Origin of the sequence: uncultured Blautia sp. (assembly GCF_902497045.1) — a bacterium.
Classification (GTDB): Bacteria; Bacillota; Clostridia; order Lachnospirales; family Lachnospiraceae; genus Blautia_A.
This window is the reverse complement of sequence record NZ_CABVDF010000041.1, coordinates 1-17,188: the sequence shown is the minus strand read 5'-3', so window position 1 is coordinate 17,188 and position 17,188 is coordinate 1. Positions and strand designations below refer to the sequence as shown.

The following is a 17,188-nucleotide window of genomic DNA, read 5'->3' as shown; positions in this document are numbered from 1 at the left end:
TAAGAAATTATATCTAATATACGCTATTCTTCGGGGAAGTTCAATTCTTTTCGAGAAATATTTACAAAAATTTTGTGGCAGCCTGTATAAAATGTTGTGTTCGCTCCCGTTGCATTGACCGGAAAGGTCTGGTACAATGAAAAAAGTGAGGAGATTTTAGATATGAAAGAATATGAAGTGATATGGGAAATATTTAATAAATGTCCCCGCAATCAGATGCGGGATGTCTTTGTAGAGGAAATCGAGATTGAGGATCCGGAGGAATATGTGAAAAAGAAATTTCAGGGAAAAGATGTTTCCTATGAAAAGACAGTTCTGGAAGATGGAACCGTGATCTTTGACATTGAGACTTCCGGTATAAAACAGAGATGCTCCTTTACAGAATTTTAACAGCTGTGTTATAATGGCTGGTGGCGGTATAAATAAGATTCCGCCCACGCCCGTAAAGGACGGGAAAGGAGCACGCATGAGCGAGATAAATGAGACCCATGTACATGTCATGGAAGACGGCAGTGTGGTAGAACATTCTCATGGAGAGCATGGTCATCATCACAGCCATGCCCAGACAAAGGCAGTGCTGAACCGTTTATCCAGAGCCATTGGTCATATGGAATCGATCAAGCGCATGGTGGAGGACGGACGGGACTGTTCCGAAGTTCTGATCCAGCTTTCTGCAGTGAAATCCGCTATTAATAATACCGGTAAGATTATCCTTCAGGATCATATCGAACATTGTATTGTGGATGCAGTAGAGCATGGAGACCGGGAAGCGATCAAAGAACTGGAAAAAGCCATTGACCGTTTTATGAAATAGTATATGATCTGATTTTTAAATACAGACAAATATATAGAAGGAGAAATAAAATGGCAAAAGAGTGTAACAGCAAAACCTGTGACAAAACAAGCTGCGAAGGATGCAGCAACAAAGGAAAAAATATGGATCTTATGGCAGAAGCAAATGCCATGTCCAATGTAAAGCATGTGATCGGCGTAGTCAGCGGTAAAGGCGGCGTGGGGAAATCCTTCGTGACAGCTTCCCTGGCAAACCGTATGGCAGCAAAAGGATTTAAGGTAGGTATTCTTGATGCAGACATCACCGGACCTTCCATTCCCAAAATGTATGGGCTGAAGGGATCCGCAAAGGGTGACGAAAGCGGAATCTACCCAATGGAAACAGCCAACGGGATCGAGGTTATTTCTGTAAACCTTCTTCTTCCTACAGAAGAAACTCCGGTTATCTGGAGAGGACCGATCCTTGCAAATATGGTAAAACAGTTCTGGACAGATGTTATCTGGGGTGACCTGGACTATCTGTTTGTGGACATGCCTCCGGGAACCGGCGATGTACCTCTTACTGTATTCCAGTCTCTTCCGGTTGACGGCATCGTAATCGTAAGCTCTCCTCAGGATCTTGTAAAGATGATCGTCAAAAAGGCATATAACATGGCTGAGATGATGAATATTCCGGTACTTGGCATTGTAGAAAACTACAGCTATGTGAAATGTCCGGACTGCGGTAAAGAGATTAAAGTCTTTGGTGAAAGCCACATTGATGAAATCGCAGCAGAACTGAATGTATCTGTTCTGGGAAAAATGCCTATTGAAGCAGCTTTTGCAGAGTATGCAGACAAAGGCGAATTTGATAAGGTAGTAAATACTTATCTTGAAGGTGCAGACAGTCATATGCCGGCCTGAATCAGGATAAGGAAAATATAAGCTCAAAAAATACTATGGCCTGTTGGCCGGATCGAGAAAGGAGTCTCACATGAGCAACGTAAGACGTGTTTATGTAGAAAAGAAACCTGCCTTTGCAGTTCAGGCAAAGGAACTGAAGCATGAGATCAGCAGTTATCTGGGAATTAAATCTGTTACCAGCGTAAGAGTGCTGATTCGTTACGACGTGGAGAATATTTCTGACGAGGTATTTGAAAAAGCCTGCAGGACAGTATTTGCAGAGCCTCCGGTAGATGATCTCTACAAAGAAAGCTTTGAGTCAGGTAAAGACGCAAAGATTTTTTCCGTAGAATATCTTCCGGGACAGTTTGACCAGAGAGCGGATTCCGCAGTACAGTGTGTGCAGTTTCTTGACGAGAATGCACAGCCGATCATTCGTTCCGCCACAACCTATGTGATCGAAGGCGGCATTACAGAAGAGGAGCTTGAGGCAATCAAGCATCACTGTATCAACCCGGTAGACTCCCGTGAAACAGGAGCAGACAAACCGGAAACACTTGTAACTGTTTTTCCGGAACCGGAAGATGTAAAGATTTTTGAAGGCTTTAAAGATATGCCGGAAGAAGAACTGAAGGCCCTTTACGATTCCCTGAATCTTGCAATGACCTTTAAAGATTTCCAGCATATCCAGAACTACTTCAAGGGAGAAGAAAGACGTGATCCGTCTATGACAGAGATCCGTGTGCTGGATACCTATTGGTCTGATCACTGCCGTCACACTACTTTTTCCACTGAGCTGACAGATGTAAAATTCGGAGAGGGCGATTACAGAGAACCGATCGAAAAAACATATGAACAGTATCTGGGAGACCGTGCAGTTCTTTATAAAGACCGTGATGATAAATTTGTATGTCTGATGGATCTTGCACTGATGGCAATGAAAAAACTGAAATCTGAAGGTAAGCTTCAGGATCAGGAAGAATCTGATGAGATCAATGCCTGCAGTATCGTAGTTCCGGTAGATGTAAACGGTGAGGAAGAAGAATGGCTGATCAACTTCAAAAATGAGACCCATAACCATCCTACCGAGATCGAACCTTTTGGCGGTGCAGCTACCTGCCTTGGCGGCGCAATTCGTGACCCGCTTTCAGGAAGAACTTATGTATATCAGGCAATGCGTGTAACCGGTGCGGCAGATCCTACAGTTTCTGTAAAGGAAACTCTGAAAGGCAAGCTTCCTCAGAAGAAGCTGGTAAGAGGCGCTGCTCATGGATACAGCTCCTATGGAAACCAGATTGGTCTGGCTACCGGTTATGTAAAAGAAATTTATCATCCGGATTATGTTGCGAAGCGTATGGAAATCGGTGCGGTTCTTGGAGCGGCTCCAAGACGTGCAGTAATCCGTGAAAATTCTGATCCGGGCGATATCATCATCCTTCTGGGAGGACGTACCGGACGTGATGGCATCGGCGGTGCAACAGGTTCATCAAAAGTACATACAGAGGCTTCTATCGAAGTATGCGGCGCAGAGGTACAGAAAGGAAATGCACCTACAGAACGTAAGATCCAGCGTATGTTCCGCAGAGAAGAAGTAAGCTGCATCATCAAAAAGTGTAATGATTTTGGTGCAGGCGGTGTATCTGTTGCAATCGGAGAACTGGCTCCGGGACTTCGTATTAATCTGGACAAGGTTCCGAAGAAATATGCAGGTCTTGACGGTACAGAGATTGCTATCTCTGAGTCTCAGGAGCGTATGGCAGTTGTCGTAGATCCGAAAGACGTAGATAAATTCCTTGGATTTGCCAATGAAGAGAATCTGGAAGCAGTTCCGGTAGCTGTTGTTACAGAGGAGCCGAGACTTGTACTTACATGGAGAGACAAGGAGATTGTGAATATCTCCCGTGCATTCCTTGATACCAACGGTGCTCATCAGGAGACAACCGTTGAGGTGGAAATTCCTAATAAAGAGGGATGCATTCTTACAGAACGTCAGGATGTGCCGGATGTAAAGGCAAAATGGCTGGAGACACTGGCAGATCTGAATGTCTGCTCACAGAAGGGACTTGTAGAAATGTTCGACGGTTCTATCGGAGCTGGAAGCGTTCTTATGCCTCATGGCGGTAAATATCAGATGACAGAAACACAGGCCATGGTTGCCAAGGTGCCTGTTCAGAATGGAAATACCAATACAGTAACAATGATGAGCTATGGCTTTGATCCGTATCTTTCTTCCTGGAGTCCTTATCATGGCGCTGCTTATGCAGTTACAGAATCTGTGGCAAGGATCGTGGCAGCAGGCGGTGATTTCCATAAGATCCGCTTTACTTTCCAGGAATATTTCCGTCGTATGACAGAGGATCCGAAACGCTGGAGTCAGCCGTTTGCAGCGCTTCTTGGCGCATATGCGGCACAGCTGGGATTTGGTCTTCCGTCTATCGGAGGAAAAGACAGTATGTCCGGTACCTTTAATGAGATCGACGTACCGCCTACACTGGTTTCCTTTGCTGTTGATACAGGAAAGCTTCAGGATGTTGTTACACCGGAGCTGAAAAAAGCCGGCAGTAAGCTTGTATGGCTTCGTGCACCGAAGGATGCTTATGAGCTTCCGGATTACGAAGGAATTATGGAGCAGTACGACAAGCTTCATAATGATATGAAAGAGGGACGTATTCTGTCTGCCTATGCTCTTGATCGTCATGGTCTTGCAGCAGCAGTTTCCAAGATGGCGTTTGGCAACAGACTTGGACTGAAGATCGAGCATAATCTGGATCCTAGAGATTTCTTTGCTCCTGGATTTGGCGACCTGGTACTTGAGGTTCCGGCAGAAAAGGTTTCTCAGCTTTCCATTACCTATACCGTGATCGGTGAGGTTACTAATGATGGTAAGTTCTCCTACGGAAATACAGAGATTATGCTGGAAGAAGCTGAAAATGCATGGAAAGGAACTCTGGAAAAAGTATTTAAGACGGATTCCGGTGAAAATGACGGTTCTGCAGCAGCATTCTTTGCAGGCAAAAATGATTCTGCAGATGGAAATGTAGATGAAAACGGTCTTTTCCATACCAATCATGTTTATATCTGCAACCACAAAATTGCGAAACCTCGTGTATTTATTCCGGTATTCCCGGGAACCAACTGTGAGTATGACAGCACCCGCGCTTTTGAGCGTGCCGGAGCAGAGGTTGATGTAAAGGTATTTAAGAACCTGACAGCAGCAGATATTCATGATTCTGTAGAATTGTTTGAAAAGTCTATCGGTCAGGCGCAGATGATCATGTTCCCAGGCGGATTCTCTGCAGGAGATGAGCCGGACGGATCAGCTAAGTTCTTTGCAACAGCATTCCAGAATGCGAAGATCAAAGAAGCCGTTATGAAACTTTTAAATGAAAGAGACGGTCTGGCACTTGGTATTTGTAATGGTTTCCAGGCGCTGATCAAGCTGGGACTTGTTCCGTATGGCGAGATCTGCGGTCAGAAGGAGGATTCTCCGACACTGACTTATAATACTATCGGACGTCATATTTCCAAGATGGTTTATACAAGAGTAGTCAGCAACAAGTCTCCATGGCTGCAGAAAGCACAGCTTGGCGGTGTATACTGTAATCCGGCATCTCATGGTGAGGGACGTTTCGTTGCCAACGATGAATGGCTTGCAAAGCTTATGGCAAACGGACAGATTGCAACACAGTATGTAACTGCAGACGGTGAGCTGGATAACAGCGAAGAATGGAACGTAAATGGTTCTTATCTGAATATTGAGGGTATTACCAGTCCGGATGGACGTGTACTTGGCAAGATGGCTCACAGCGAGCGTCGTGACAATGGTGTAGCTGTTAATATTTATGGAGAGCAGGATATCAAGATCTTTGAATCTGGTGTAGAATACTTTAAATAATATAAAAAGCGATCCAGTCATCAAAACGGTGACTGGATCGCTTTTTATGTGGAAAACGTTCTTTATTATGGTTCCGGCTGTGGAAAAAAACGACGGGAGACAGTTTCTGCCATTTGCTCCGGAGATTCTTTCATGCCGTTGTCCATCCAGGTGAGAATGATGCCGCACAGACCAAAGGAAATAAAAATCTGTCGATAATATTCATTTCGGTCTGGTGTATTAAAATCATGGAATTTCAGGATCAGTCTGTTCAAAAGCATGACAGAAAGGTTTGCACGGATCAGAGTCTGTACAATATCGTGGATAGAATAAAAAAACTGAAAAAAACTCAGGGATGATTCGTAGGCAGAAGCAGATTCCTTTCGGGGATGTTCGTGGATCCACTGGGATATGAGCTTATCCAGCTTAAATTCAATGACATTTTCTTTTGAGGTGAAATTACGGTAATAGGTGATACGGCTTACGTTTGCCAGAGCTGTAATTTCACTGACTGTGATCTCTTCGATAGATTTTGTCCGAAGCAGGATAAAAAGTGCGTCTGCCATACATTCTTTTAGAAAATCTCCGGAATTCTTTTTTCGCATCATTGATACAAATTCTCCTGTTTTGTTTCATTTATCAGCAGTTTCATTGATTTTTCAGCGGAATATGTTATAGTATGTTCCACTGATACATCTGTAACATATATTTTAGAGAAACAGACGGATCTTGTCAATCCGCTGCAGGAGGTAATTTTAGATGATGATCATTACAGATTCCGCTTCTGATATTACAGAAAAAGAAGCGGAGGAGATGGATATACGACTGGTATGGCTGAAAACAAAGTTTTCCGATGGAGATTTTCCAATGAAAACAGAGGAGGATTTTTGCCGTTTTTTTGATAAGCTGGCGGAAGAAAAGGATCTTCCTATGACAAGCCAGCCGTCTCCGGAAGAATATCTGGAATTTTTTGAGGAGGCAAAGTCCAAAGAGGAAGAGGTTCTTGTACTTACTTTATCAAGCGGACTCAGCGGGACTGTCAATGCTGCAAATCTTGCCAAACAGATGAGTGAATATGATAAGATATGGATCATTGATTCTGAGCAGGCTATCATTACCCAGCGTTTTCTTGTACAAAAGGCTGTGGAACTGAGAAAAGAAGGAAAAACCACAGAGGATATTGTGGAAATACTGGAGGAGCTGAAAAAACGTGTGACTGTCTGTGGCATGCTGGATACGCTTACTTATCTCAGAAAGGGAGGACGTATTCCGGCGGCTCTGGCTGTAGTGGGAAATATGCTGCACATTAAGCCGGTGATCGAGCTGAAAAATAAGACTCTTACCATGCTGGGGAAGGCAAGAGGCAGGTCCGGAGGTATGAAATATCTGTGGAAAGAATTTGAGTCATATGATATAGACAGAGAAGAGCCGGTATATTTTGGATATACTTCGGATCGGGAGATCGGTGAGAAGTTTATGATGGACACAGTAGAAAAATATGGACTGAAAAATTATAAGCTTTATCCGGTAGGCGGAATTATAGGTACTCATGTAGGACCGGCCTGTGTTGCTATCAGTTTTGTAAAAAAATCACAGTAGTACGCATTGACAAACAAGAGTCCAAAAGCTATAATGAGGAACATAGTCAATATGTTTAACACGCTGACGAGAAGAGTAGGCTGCGGACTGCTTCAGAGAGGGGCACATATGGTGAGAGTGCTCTGGCAGAAACCAGTTGAAGACCACCTCCGAGTGACCTTAATCCGGTCCGGTGATACCGTTATCATCAAAAAAGAGGCTGAAGCTTCTGAGTTCACAGGTTTGTTCTGAAGAGGACAGAGCAGAGAACAGAGTTTTAGCAATCAGGGTGGAACCACGGGCAGAATATCTCGTCCCTTACAGTATTGTTACTGTAAGGGACCTTTTTATATTTATAGAAGTAAACAGCATAATGAGAGAAAAGCCCTGGACAGCGATAAAAAGAAAAGGAGAAAAATCATGATCATTACTTTAAAAGACGGATCAACAAAAGAATACGCAGAAGCAAAATCAGTGATCGATATTGCTTCTGATATCAGTGAAGGTCTTGCACGTGTGGCATGTGCAGGAGAAGTGGACGGAGAGGTGGTCGATCTCCGTACAGTGATTGACAGAGACTGTGAGCTTAGTATCCTTACCTTTGACAGTGAGGGCGGTAAAGGCGCGTTCCGTCATACGACTTCTCATATCATGGCTCAGGCGATCAAACGCCTTTTCCCAAATGTAAAGCTTGCTATCGGACCTTCCATCGAAGATGGATTCTATTATGATATTGACAGTGATGAGCCGCTGGTTGCAGAAGATCTTCCAAAGATCGAAGCAGAAATGAAAAAGATTGTAAAAGAAAATCTTGCCATTACCAGATTTACAAAACCAAGAGCAGAAGCTATTGAATTCTTTAAAGAAAAGAATGAGCCATATAAGGTAGAGCTTATTGAAGATCTTCCGGAAGACTCTGAGATCAGTTTTTATCAGCAGGGCGAGTTTGTGGATCTCTGTGCAGGACCGCATCTTATGACAACAAAACCGGTAAAAGCATTTAAGCTTACAAGCCTTGCAGGTGCTTACTGGAGAGGCAGCGAAAAAAATAAGATGCTTACCAGAATTTACGGCACTTCCTATACAAAGAAAGCAGATCTGGAAGAGTATATTACTCGTATGGAAGAGGCAAAGAAACGCGATCACAGAAAGCTTGGAAAAGAACTTGGTCTCTTTATGATGAAAGAAGAAGGACCGGGCTTCCCGTTCTTCCTTCCAAAAGGAATGGTGCTGAAAAACACTCTTCTTGACTACTGGAGAGAAATCCACAATAAGGCAGGTTATGTGGAGATTTCCACACCGATCATGCTCAGCCGTCATCTCTGGGAAACATCCGGACATTGGGATCACTATAAAGAAAATATGTATACAACAGTGATCGATGATACAGATTTTGCTATTAAGCCAATGAACTGCCCGGGCGGCATCCTTGTTTATAAATCCGAGCCACGTTCCTACAGAGATCTTCCTCTTAGAATGGGAGAACTGGGACTTGTTCACCGTCATGAAAAATCCGGTCAGCTGCACGGTCTTATGCGTGTACGCTGCTTTACACAGGATGACGCCCATATCTTTATGACACCGGAGCAGATCCGTGATGAGATCAAAGGTGTTGCAAAACTGATCGACAGTGTATATCAGCTGTTTGGTTTCAAATACCATGTAGAGCTGTCTACCCGCCCGGAGGATTCCATGGGAAGCGACGAGGACTGGGAGGTTGCAACAGAAGGATTAAGAGGTGCTCTGGATGATCTTGGTCTTGATTACGTAGTAAATGAAGGAGACGGTGCTTTCTACGGACCAAAGATCGATTTCCATCTGGAAGATTCTATTGGAAGAACATGGCAGTGTGGTACCATCCAGCTTGACTTCCAGCTTCCGCTGCGTTTTGAATGTGAATATATCGGAGCAGACGGAGAAAAACATCGTCCGATCATGATCCATCGTGTTGCTTTTGGTTCCATTGAGCGTTTTATCGGTATCCTCATCGAGCACTTTGCAGGCGCATTCCCAACATGGCTGGCTCCTGTACAGGTGAAGGTGCTTCCGATCTCTGAAAAATATATGGATTATGCAAACAAGGTTATGGATGAGCTGAAAGAAGCAGGAATCCGCACAGAAATCGATGACCGTGCAGAAAAGATCGGTTATAAGATCCGTGAGGCAAGACTCCAGAAGATCCCGTACATGCTGGTAGTAGGCGCTAAGGAAGAGGAAGAAGGCAAAGTTTCTGTCCGCAGCCGTTTCCTGGGAGACGAAGGAGCCAAAGCTCTTGATGAGTTTATTGTATCCATCAAAGAAGAAATCAAAAACCGTGAAAACAGAAAAGTAGAAGTTACAGAATAAAGAGAAAACTGCCTTTTTACGAAGGAGGAAATGTTATGACAAAGCCTGTTGAAGTAAATGGCGTGGTGATTGGAAGCGGTCTGCCAAAAATCTGTGTTCCTTTAACCGGGAAAAAAAAGAAAGAGCTGCTTGAGGAAGCCTCCCGGGCCAAGGCGGCAGCACCGGATTTGGCAGAATGGCGGGCAGACTATTATGAACATCTGAACTGTGAAGAGGATTTTACACAAACCTTGAAAGAAATAAAAGAGGAACTGGGAGATATTCCACTGATTTTTACCATCCGCAGTGCAGAAGAAGGCGGAAAAGCAGATATCTCAGAAGAGGAGTATGCTGACCGTGTATTGGAAGCTGCAGAAAGCGGCTGCGCGGAACTGATCGATGTAGAGGTTTTCAGCAGGAAAAATACAGATCAGCTTATTGAAAAGCTTCATACCACAGGGGCGAAAGTAATCGCTTCCACACATGACTTTCATAAGACAGACGACAGTGAAATCCTGAAAAAAAGATTTCTCCAGATGGATTCCACAGGAGCAGACATACTGAAAATGGCAGTGATGCCGGCAGAGTTTGATGACGTGGCGTCTCTTATGCAGGTAACAAATGAAATGGTAGAAGAGCACACAGAAAAACCGGTGATTTCCATGGCAATGGGAAATCTGGGATCTATCAGCAGGATCGCCGGAGAAAACTTTGGCTCTGCGGTAACATTTGCCGCTATAGGCGCGGCTTCTGCTCCAGGGCAGTTTCCTATCGAAGAACTACGTATGATGATGAACGTTCTTCATAAAAAGAATATAGAAGAAGATTAAAAAGAATTTTTGCAGAGCATGTCGAATACCCACGAGAAATTCTGGGAAATGTGTCCCAGGTTTTGACAAATTATGCACCCCCTGTAACCTATAATGAACTCACTTACCAAAGTGAGGGATTGACAGGTCATAGGGGGCTTTTTTTATGTATGGGAAAATATACATAGACGTTGTCTTTGTGACGAATCTTCTGATGGATTATATTATCCTGCGGCTTACAGGGATGCTTTTAAGATGCAGGGCGGGATGGAGAAGATATCTGGCAGGTGCAGTTACCGGAGCTGTTTTTTCCTGTGTGATTCTATGCCTTCCGCAGGATCTCAGCACCTTTGCAGAGATATTTCTTCATGGAGCCTGTGCCTTTCTTATGCTCAGAGTTACATTCCGTATAAAAAAAGGCAGCCTTCTTGCAAAGTCACTGATCATGCTGTATCTGACGGCTTTTCTCACCGGTGGTTTCTGGGAAGCAGTAACGGAGAGCGGGATTACGATCCCGGCCTTCTTTATTTTTGCCTTTGCCACCTATATGGGAATCGGCGCACTGGTCTGTGCTGCTGATTCTGCAAGAAGCATGAGGAAGAATATCTATCCCATAACCCTGTTTTATCAGGGCAAAAAACAGTCGGCTTACGGGTTTTATGATACAGGAAATCTGCTGGATGATCCTGTAAGCGGAGCTCCGGTTTCTATTGTAAAACCGGAACTTTTGGAGACAATGCTGTCTTCGGATCTGATAGACAGACTAAAACACCTGAATGAGAATCCGGGAGAATTGAAGAGTACAGAGATTGTCGGACTGAAACCTCATTATCTTTCCTGCTGTACCATAGGACAGGCAGAAAAGATGATGCTGGCAGTTACTTTAGAGGATCTTTGTATTCATACTCCTGCAGAAGAGGTACGCATATCAAAGCCAGTGCTGGCACTTGCTTTTGAACCCTCCGCTTTGGGAAAGGAATACAAAGTACTGTTAAATTCCAGATTATTGCATTAGGAGGGGCATATTATCATGAACAGATCAGCAGTAAGTGTTAACCGTTATCCGTTTCAGATGATCCAGAGGCTTGTTTTTTCAAGACCGAAAGAACTTTATTATATCGGTGGAAATGATATTCTTCCGGCGCCGCTGGAACCGCAGAGAGAGACATATGTCATAAGCAGACTGGGAACCGATCAGGAAAAGGAAGCAAAAGCACTTTTGATCGAACATAACCTGAGACTGGTCGTTTATATTGCCAAGAAGTTTGACAATACAGGAGTGGGAGTGGAGGATCTGATCTCCATTGGAACCATTGGTCTTATTAAAGCAATCAATACCTTTGATCCTGTAAAGAATATCAAACTGGCAACATACGCATCCCGGTGTATTGAAAATGAAATTTTAATGTATCTCAGGCGGAACAGTAAGACAAAAATGGAGGTTTCCATTGATGAGCCTCTGAATGTAGACTGGGATGGAAATGAGCTGCTGCTGTCTGATATTCTTGGGACGGATGAAGATATTATTTCTCGAAGGCTTGAAGATGAGGTGGAGATCACACTTCTTGGAAAAGCCATCAATAAGCTTACACCCAGAGAACAGACGATCATCCGTCTCAGGTTTGGCCTAAACAGTGCTGAGGGAAAAGAGAAGACCCAGAAGGAAGTGGCTGACCTTCTGGGAATCTCTCAGTCTTATATCTCAAGACTGGAAAAACGAATTATGAAACGGCTGAAAAAGGAAATTATAAAATATGAATAAACAGAGATTCAGAAGCGAACTGCGTATTTGCAGGAAATCAGATACATATACTAAAAGGAATAAGAGAAAAGGTGTGTCGGTATCTTGAAAAAATATGCGGTGGAGCTGATTATGGCAGGCTTGCTTCTGATTAGTTTTTTCTTTTTGGCAAGACAGGCGGCTGAAGTTTCCGGGAGCATGAAAATCCGGGAAAAAGAGATGATTGCCATTGATCCGGGACATGGTGATATGAAAATGCGCAGATAAAGAAAGAGATAAGAAAGCGGAGAGTGGGATATGAAAACATATTCCACTTTTTTGCGTTTGGCAGGCAGGGCAGTATTTCTGTACTGCCTGGCCCTGTGAACTCTGAAAGAGCAGTATATACCTGAATGCATGAAAAAGATAACAGCGCATATTGATTTCAACTCATGGAGGCGATGATCCGGGAATGATAGGGCTGGGAGGACTGAAAGAGAAAGGGATCAATCTTGAAATTTCTCTTCGGCTGAAAGAGGTTCTGGAAAAAAATGGATTTACAGTAGTAATGACCCGGGAAAAAGACAAAGGTCTTAATGATGAGAATGCATCTAATAAAAAAGCACAGGATATGCAGAGAAGGATTGCTTTTTTGAATGGGGAGAATCCTGTGCTTACGGTGAGCATCCATCAGAACAGCTATTCAGATCCGACAGTAAGCGGGCCGCAGGTTTTTTATTATGAAAATTCTGAAGATGGAAAAGAACTTGCAGAGTATCTTCAGGAAAGCCTGAACCGAACGCTTGCTCCAGGGCGCCCGAGAAAGGTGAAGGGAAACACCAGTTACTATCTTCTCAGGAGAAGCAAAGGAACACTAGTGATCGTGGAATGTGGATTCCTTACCAATCCTGCAGAGGCAGAGCATCTTCAGGAAGCTGAGTATCAGCAAAAGACTGCAGAAGCCATTGGAGAAGGAATCAAGAAATATGTGAAAGAAAAATCACAGAATCTGGTAAAAAAATCATAATATTTTTTGTCGCAGTCAGTGGAACTCTGGTATACTATAGAAGATTACAGAAAGGAAGCCTTGTTTCGTTATACTGGAACAGAAAGAATATACGAAGGAGTGAGTCTGTATGCTTGGAATTCTATATATGCTTCTGGGCAGCCTTGTAGGAAGAGAAATTTTTGAAGGGCTCCTTAATATTGAGAACAGGAAAGGGCAGAACTACATTTGGCTGGCTTTTCCAGGAGCTTTTGGGATTGGAATGTTGTTTTTTGGATGGGCAGCTTATCTGGTTTCCTGGGCAGCCAGTGCGGCAGGGGCAGAGACACCGCTGCTTTATGGAAATATTGCGGTTATGGCAGCAGCACTTGTGTTTTTAACTGTACTTTATGCAGGGAGATTTCGAAACAGAAAAGCGATTTTAAGTGCAGAGGTACAAAGGCTGGCGGAGAACAGAAAACTTTTTTGGAAGGAAGCAGCGTTTTTTCTTATTCTTGCCCTGTTTCTTACCTGGATTATGTTTTATGTGTTTTTTATAAAAGACGGGATTTTATATTCCGGTTTTACTGTGTATGGTGATTATGCTCCGCATACTGCGATGATGAGATCTTTTTCTCTGGAAAATAATTTTCCTACTCAGTATCCGCATTTTGGGGGAGAGGATGTAAAGTACCACTTTATGTTCCAGTTTCTGGTAGGAAATCTGGAATTTCTGGGACTGCGTCTTGATCTGGCTTATAATATTGTCAGTGTTCTGGCACTTCTGGGATTTCTGATGCTGTTGTACAGCATTGCAAAAAGAGTTACCGGAAGCGGAAAAGCAGGTGCTCTTACAATTGTATTTTTTCTGTTCCGCAGTGCATTTACTTTTTTTCGCTATGTATATGAGCATATTCAGGCAGGAGATCTGATACGGACTCTTAAGGAAAATACAGAGTTTATTGGTTATACGGCAAATGAAAACTGGGGGTTGTGGAACTTTAACGTATATCTGAATCAGAGGCATCTTGCATTTGGGCTTTTGATAGTCTCTCTGGTGATATGGATATATCTTGACTGGGTAGAAGCCGGCTGCAGTCATAAGGAACAGGGAATATGCTGGCTCAGAAACCGGTGGTTTACATGGGAAGCGTGGAAATGCAGAAGCGTGGAAAAAGCGCTGGCAGCAGGACTTCTGATCGGACTGACTGCCTTTTGGAACGGTGCTGCTGTAATTGGCGGTCTTTTGATACTCATGGGATTTGCTGTGTTTTCAGATGGTAAATTAGACTATCTGCTTACAGCAGCAGTTTCGGTGATGTTTTCCGTACTGCAGTCCAGACTCTTTATCTGGGGCTCTGCAGTGGAAACAAGCTTTCACTGGGGCTTTATCGTAGAGGATAAAAGTCCCGGAGGAATCATCTGGTATCTTTTGCAAATGAGCGGTATCTTTTTTCTGGGAGCAGTACTGTTGTTTTTTGTCCGGAAAAAAAGAAGCTGGAGGGTTATTCTTATCAGCTGCCTTTTTCCGATGATATTCGCTTTTTGTGTTTCCCTGACACCGGATGTTACTGTGAATCATAAATATATTATGATTTCATATGCTTTTTTGGCGATGTTCTGGGCAGAAGCGGCAGTTTCTCTTTTGCGTAAAAAGATTCCGGCAAAGATTCTTGCCGTTGTTCTGTGCATTAGTCTGACAGCCACAGGAATTTACGATATGTGGATTATTTTCAGAAACAACGGACCCGGCCACCGGGTAGCGGTAAACATGGACAGCAGTCTTACAGACTGGCTTTCAGAGAATCTGGATCACAGAGATTTGATACTGACCCCGGAATATAGCATCAGTGAAGTGACTATGTCTGGAGTGATGATGTATTTGGGATGGCCTTATTATGCGTGGTCGGCGGGATATGATACTTATGGACGGGCAGAAAAAGCCCGGGAGATTTATACTTCTCGGGATAAAGAGAAGGTGAAGGATTTGGTGGATCAGGAAAAAATTACATATATCCTCTTTGAGGAGGGAATGTCTTTTGAGGGGGAACAAGGCATAGAGGATACAATAAAAGAGATATATCCAAGGGTATATCAATCTGAAGATAGGAGGATCAGAATTTATGAGGTCAAATAAGATAAAAAAAATGATCCTGAAATTACTTCCGGCAGGGGTACTTCTGGGAATGGCAGTATGGCTTTTGAAGGGAGATGTGTGGACATTTCTGACCTGGTGGCTGCTGGCAGGTGTTATGGGAATGGCTGCTATGCCTTTGACAGGACTTCTGTTCAGGGAATTTGATGATAAGGGCTGGATGTTTTCAAAAATCGTGGCAATTGTTGTAACAGGATTTCTTACATGGTTTCTGACTGCAGTAAAGCTTTTGAAATTTACTACTTCTGCCTGTGTAGGAGTCTCTCTGGCATGCGGGCTGTTGTTTTTGCTTTTGGGAAAAGCACAGTATAAAAAAGGAATTGAGTGTCTTCCGATAAATCATCTGGAGCTGGTGTACTGGGAGGAAGTTTTGTTTTTGGCCTTTTTCCTTTTATGGACTTATCTGGCTGGTTTTCATCCGGCAGCTTATGGTACGGAAAAATTCATGGATTATGGATTTATGGAAGCCATGATGCGAAGTACAACGCTTCCGGCAGTGGATCTGTGGTATTCCGAAGGAACCATTAATTACTATTACGGTGGTCAGTACTTTGCGGTATTTCTTACAAAACTTACAGGAACCAAAGTAGAACTTACCTATAATCTGATGCGTACTTTTGTGGCAGGTCTGGCTTTTGTTCTGCCATATTCTCTTGTATATCAGATGGCAAAGGACAGGATGGGAAAAAAGGCAGCAGGGGCTGTAGGCTGGAAAAAAGCTGTTCCGCAGATATCGGGAATACTGGCAGGACTTTCTGTTTCCATTGCAGGCAATATGCATTATGTGTACTATGGACAGATCAGACCCTGGCTTCAGAAGCTGACAGGCCAGGAGCCGGATTCCTACTGGTTCCCGGATGCTACTCGCTATATTGGTTTTAATCCGGATGTAGAAGATAAGACCATCCATGAATTTCCATGCTATTCATTTGTATTGGGAGATCTTCATGCACATGTGGTAAATATTATGTTTGTGCTTCTGCTTTTGGGACTTTTATATGCATGGGTGAAAATGGTTCGTAAAAGAACTTATGATACCGGAGAGCCTGGCACAAAAGAATTTTGGGAAAAACATCTTTTAATGCCTCAGATTCTTTTTGCCGCAGTATTGCTGGGAATGTTCCGCTGGACAAATTATTGGGATTTTGTAATCTATTTTGTGGTAACAGGAGGAGTTGTTCTGTTTACAAATATTGTTCTGATGAAAGGCCAGGGAAAATGGGTGATCGGTGTAACTGCAGCACAGGCGGCAGAGGTACTTGCCATAGGAACCATTGTAATCCTGCCGTTTACCCTGAATTTTGAGACGATGGTCCAGGGGGTTGCGGTGGCTCAGAATCACTCGCTTCCGCATCAGCTGCTGATACTGTGGGGACTTCCTGTGATCCTTACTGTTATTTTTGTTATATCGCTTCTTGCAGAGAAACTTGGGGGAGTAAAAAACAAGACAATCTATAAGTTTATGAAATCCCTTAAACTTCCAGATCTTTTTGCGATGGTCATGGGACTTTGCGCGATAGGTCTTGTACTGATCCCGGAGCTTGTATATGTAAGGGATATTTATGAAAATGGAAATGCCAGAGCAAATACCATGTTTAAGCTGACCTATCAGGCATATATCATGTTTGGCATGACTATGGCATATATTATCTTCCGTATGCTGGTTATTTCCTACAGAAAGTTTCTGAAAGCAGCGGCCGGGATTGCTCTTGTTTGTCTTATCTGGACATTTGGATATTTTGGGAACAGTGTAGATTCCTGGTTTGGAGAAGTGAAAGATCCTTCTAAGTATCAAGGCCTGAATGCGACGGCATTTTTGGAGACGGATTTTCCGGAGGATGCTGCCGGAATACGCTGGCTGAAAAAAAATATCAAAGGTTCGCCGGTAGTTTTGGAAGCAAATGGAGACAGCTATACCCAGTATGAACGAGTGTCGGCTATGACAGGCCTTCCGACGGTTCTGGGCTGGTATGTCCATGAATGGCTGTGGAGGAATGATGTGGCGGATCTTAATACAAAAAGCGGGGATATAGAACTGATCTACACTTCAAAAGATGAGAAGCAGGTA

15 protein-coding genes are annotated in these 17,188 nt (G+C 43.5%); 14 read left to right on the top strand and 1 reads right to left on the bottom strand.

The genetic code is table 11. The annotated features are described in order from the left end of the window. Nucleotides 1-162: 162 nt before the first annotated feature. The 4 genes from RDS42_RS05085 (at nt 163) to RDS42_RS05070 (ending at nt 5,569) form a co-directional block, all read left to right on the top strand. A complete protein-coding gene (locus RDS42_RS05085) occupies nt 163-390 on the top strand; it encodes a hypothetical protein (protein ID WP_308782693.1) in 228 nt (75 codons plus the stop codon). Nucleotides 391-466: 76 nt separating this feature from the next. Then, entirely contained in the window at nt 467-814 is a 348-nt protein-coding gene (locus RDS42_RS05080) for a metal-sensing transcriptional repressor (RefSeq protein ID WP_308782692.1), read from the top strand. Between the two features lie 50 nt (nt 815-864). Continuing rightward, nucleotides 865-1,695 (top strand): Mrp/NBP35 family ATP-binding protein, encoded by an 831-nt coding sequence (locus RDS42_RS05075; protein ID WP_308782691.1) that lies wholly within the window; start codon nt 865-867, stop codon nt 1,693-1,695. Nucleotides 1,696-1,765: 70 nt separating this feature from the next. Then, nucleotides 1,766-5,569: a phosphoribosylformylglycinamidine synthase gene (locus RDS42_RS05070; protein ID WP_308782689.1), complete on the top strand. Its 3,804-nt coding sequence runs from the start codon at nt 1,766-1,768 to the stop codon at nt 5,567-5,569. A 65-nt stretch (nt 5,570-5,634) separates the two neighbouring features. On the opposite strand, the gene RDS42_RS05065 is transcribed toward RDS42_RS05070, so the two are convergent. After that, entirely contained in the window at nt 5,635-6,156 is a 522-nt protein-coding gene (locus tag RDS42_RS05065; protein ID WP_308782688.1) for a TetR/AcrR family transcriptional regulator C-terminal domain-containing protein, read from the bottom strand. A gap of 151 nt (nt 6,157-6,307) precedes the next feature. On the opposite strand from RDS42_RS05065, the gene RDS42_RS05060 reads away from it, so the two are divergent. From RDS42_RS05060 to RDS42_RS05015, 10 genes are all read left to right on the top strand, one after another. After that, entirely contained in the window at nt 6,308-7,147 is an 840-nt protein-coding gene (locus RDS42_RS05060) for a DegV family protein (RefSeq protein WP_308782687.1), read from the top strand. Between the two features lie 51 nt (nt 7,148-7,198). Continuing rightward, on the top strand, nt 7,199-7,378 hold the full coding sequence (locus RDS42_RS05055; protein ID WP_308782686.1) for a hypothetical protein: 180 nt from the start codon (nt 7,199-7,201) through the stop codon (nt 7,376-7,378). Nucleotides 7,379-7,546: 168 nt separating this feature from the next. Further along, a complete protein-coding gene (gene thrS / locus RDS42_RS05050) occupies nt 7,547-9,472 on the top strand; it encodes a threonine--tRNA ligase (RefSeq protein ID WP_308782685.1) in 1,926 nt (641 codons plus the stop codon). Between the two features lie 35 nt (nt 9,473-9,507). Then, the gene (gene aroD, locus RDS42_RS05045; RefSeq protein WP_308782684.1) at nt 9,508-10,281 is read left to right on the top strand and encodes a type I 3-dehydroquinate dehydratase; all 774 of its coding nucleotides are present in this window, start codon (nt 9,508-9,510) and stop codon (nt 10,279-10,281) included. Nucleotides 10,282-10,426: 145 nt separating this feature from the next. Continuing rightward, the gene (locus tag RDS42_RS05040) at nt 10,427-11,275 is read left to right on the top strand and encodes a sigma-E processing peptidase SpoIIGA (protein WP_308782683.1); all 849 of its coding nucleotides are present in this window, start codon (nt 10,427-10,429) and stop codon (nt 11,273-11,275) included. 15 nt (nt 11,276-11,290) lie between these two features. After that, on the top strand, nt 11,291-12,022 hold the full coding sequence (gene sigE, locus RDS42_RS05035; protein ID WP_308782682.1) for an RNA polymerase sporulation sigma factor SigE: 732 nt from the start codon (nt 11,291-11,293) through the stop codon (nt 12,020-12,022). A gap of 84 nt (nt 12,023-12,106) precedes the next feature. Then, a complete protein-coding gene (locus RDS42_RS05030) occupies nt 12,107-12,268 on the top strand; it encodes a hypothetical protein (protein WP_308782681.1) in 162 nt (53 codons plus the stop codon). 151 nt (nt 12,269-12,419) lie between these two features. Further along, complete coding sequence (locus tag RDS42_RS05025) at nt 12,420-13,007, top strand: N-acetylmuramoyl-L-alanine amidase (RefSeq protein WP_308782680.1); 588 nt, start codon at nt 12,420-12,422, stop codon at nt 13,005-13,007. Nucleotides 13,008-13,116: 109 nt separating this feature from the next. Beyond that, the gene (locus tag RDS42_RS05020) at nt 13,117-15,102 is read left to right on the top strand and encodes a hypothetical protein (RefSeq protein ID WP_308782679.1); all 1,986 of its coding nucleotides are present in this window, start codon (nt 13,117-13,119) and stop codon (nt 15,100-15,102) included. Next, nucleotides 15,089-17,188, top strand: a 2,100-nt coding sequence (locus RDS42_RS05015) for a DUF2298 domain-containing protein (protein WP_308782678.1), incomplete at its 3' end; no start/stop codon positions are given. The genes RDS42_RS05020 and RDS42_RS05015, both read left to right, overlap by 14 nt.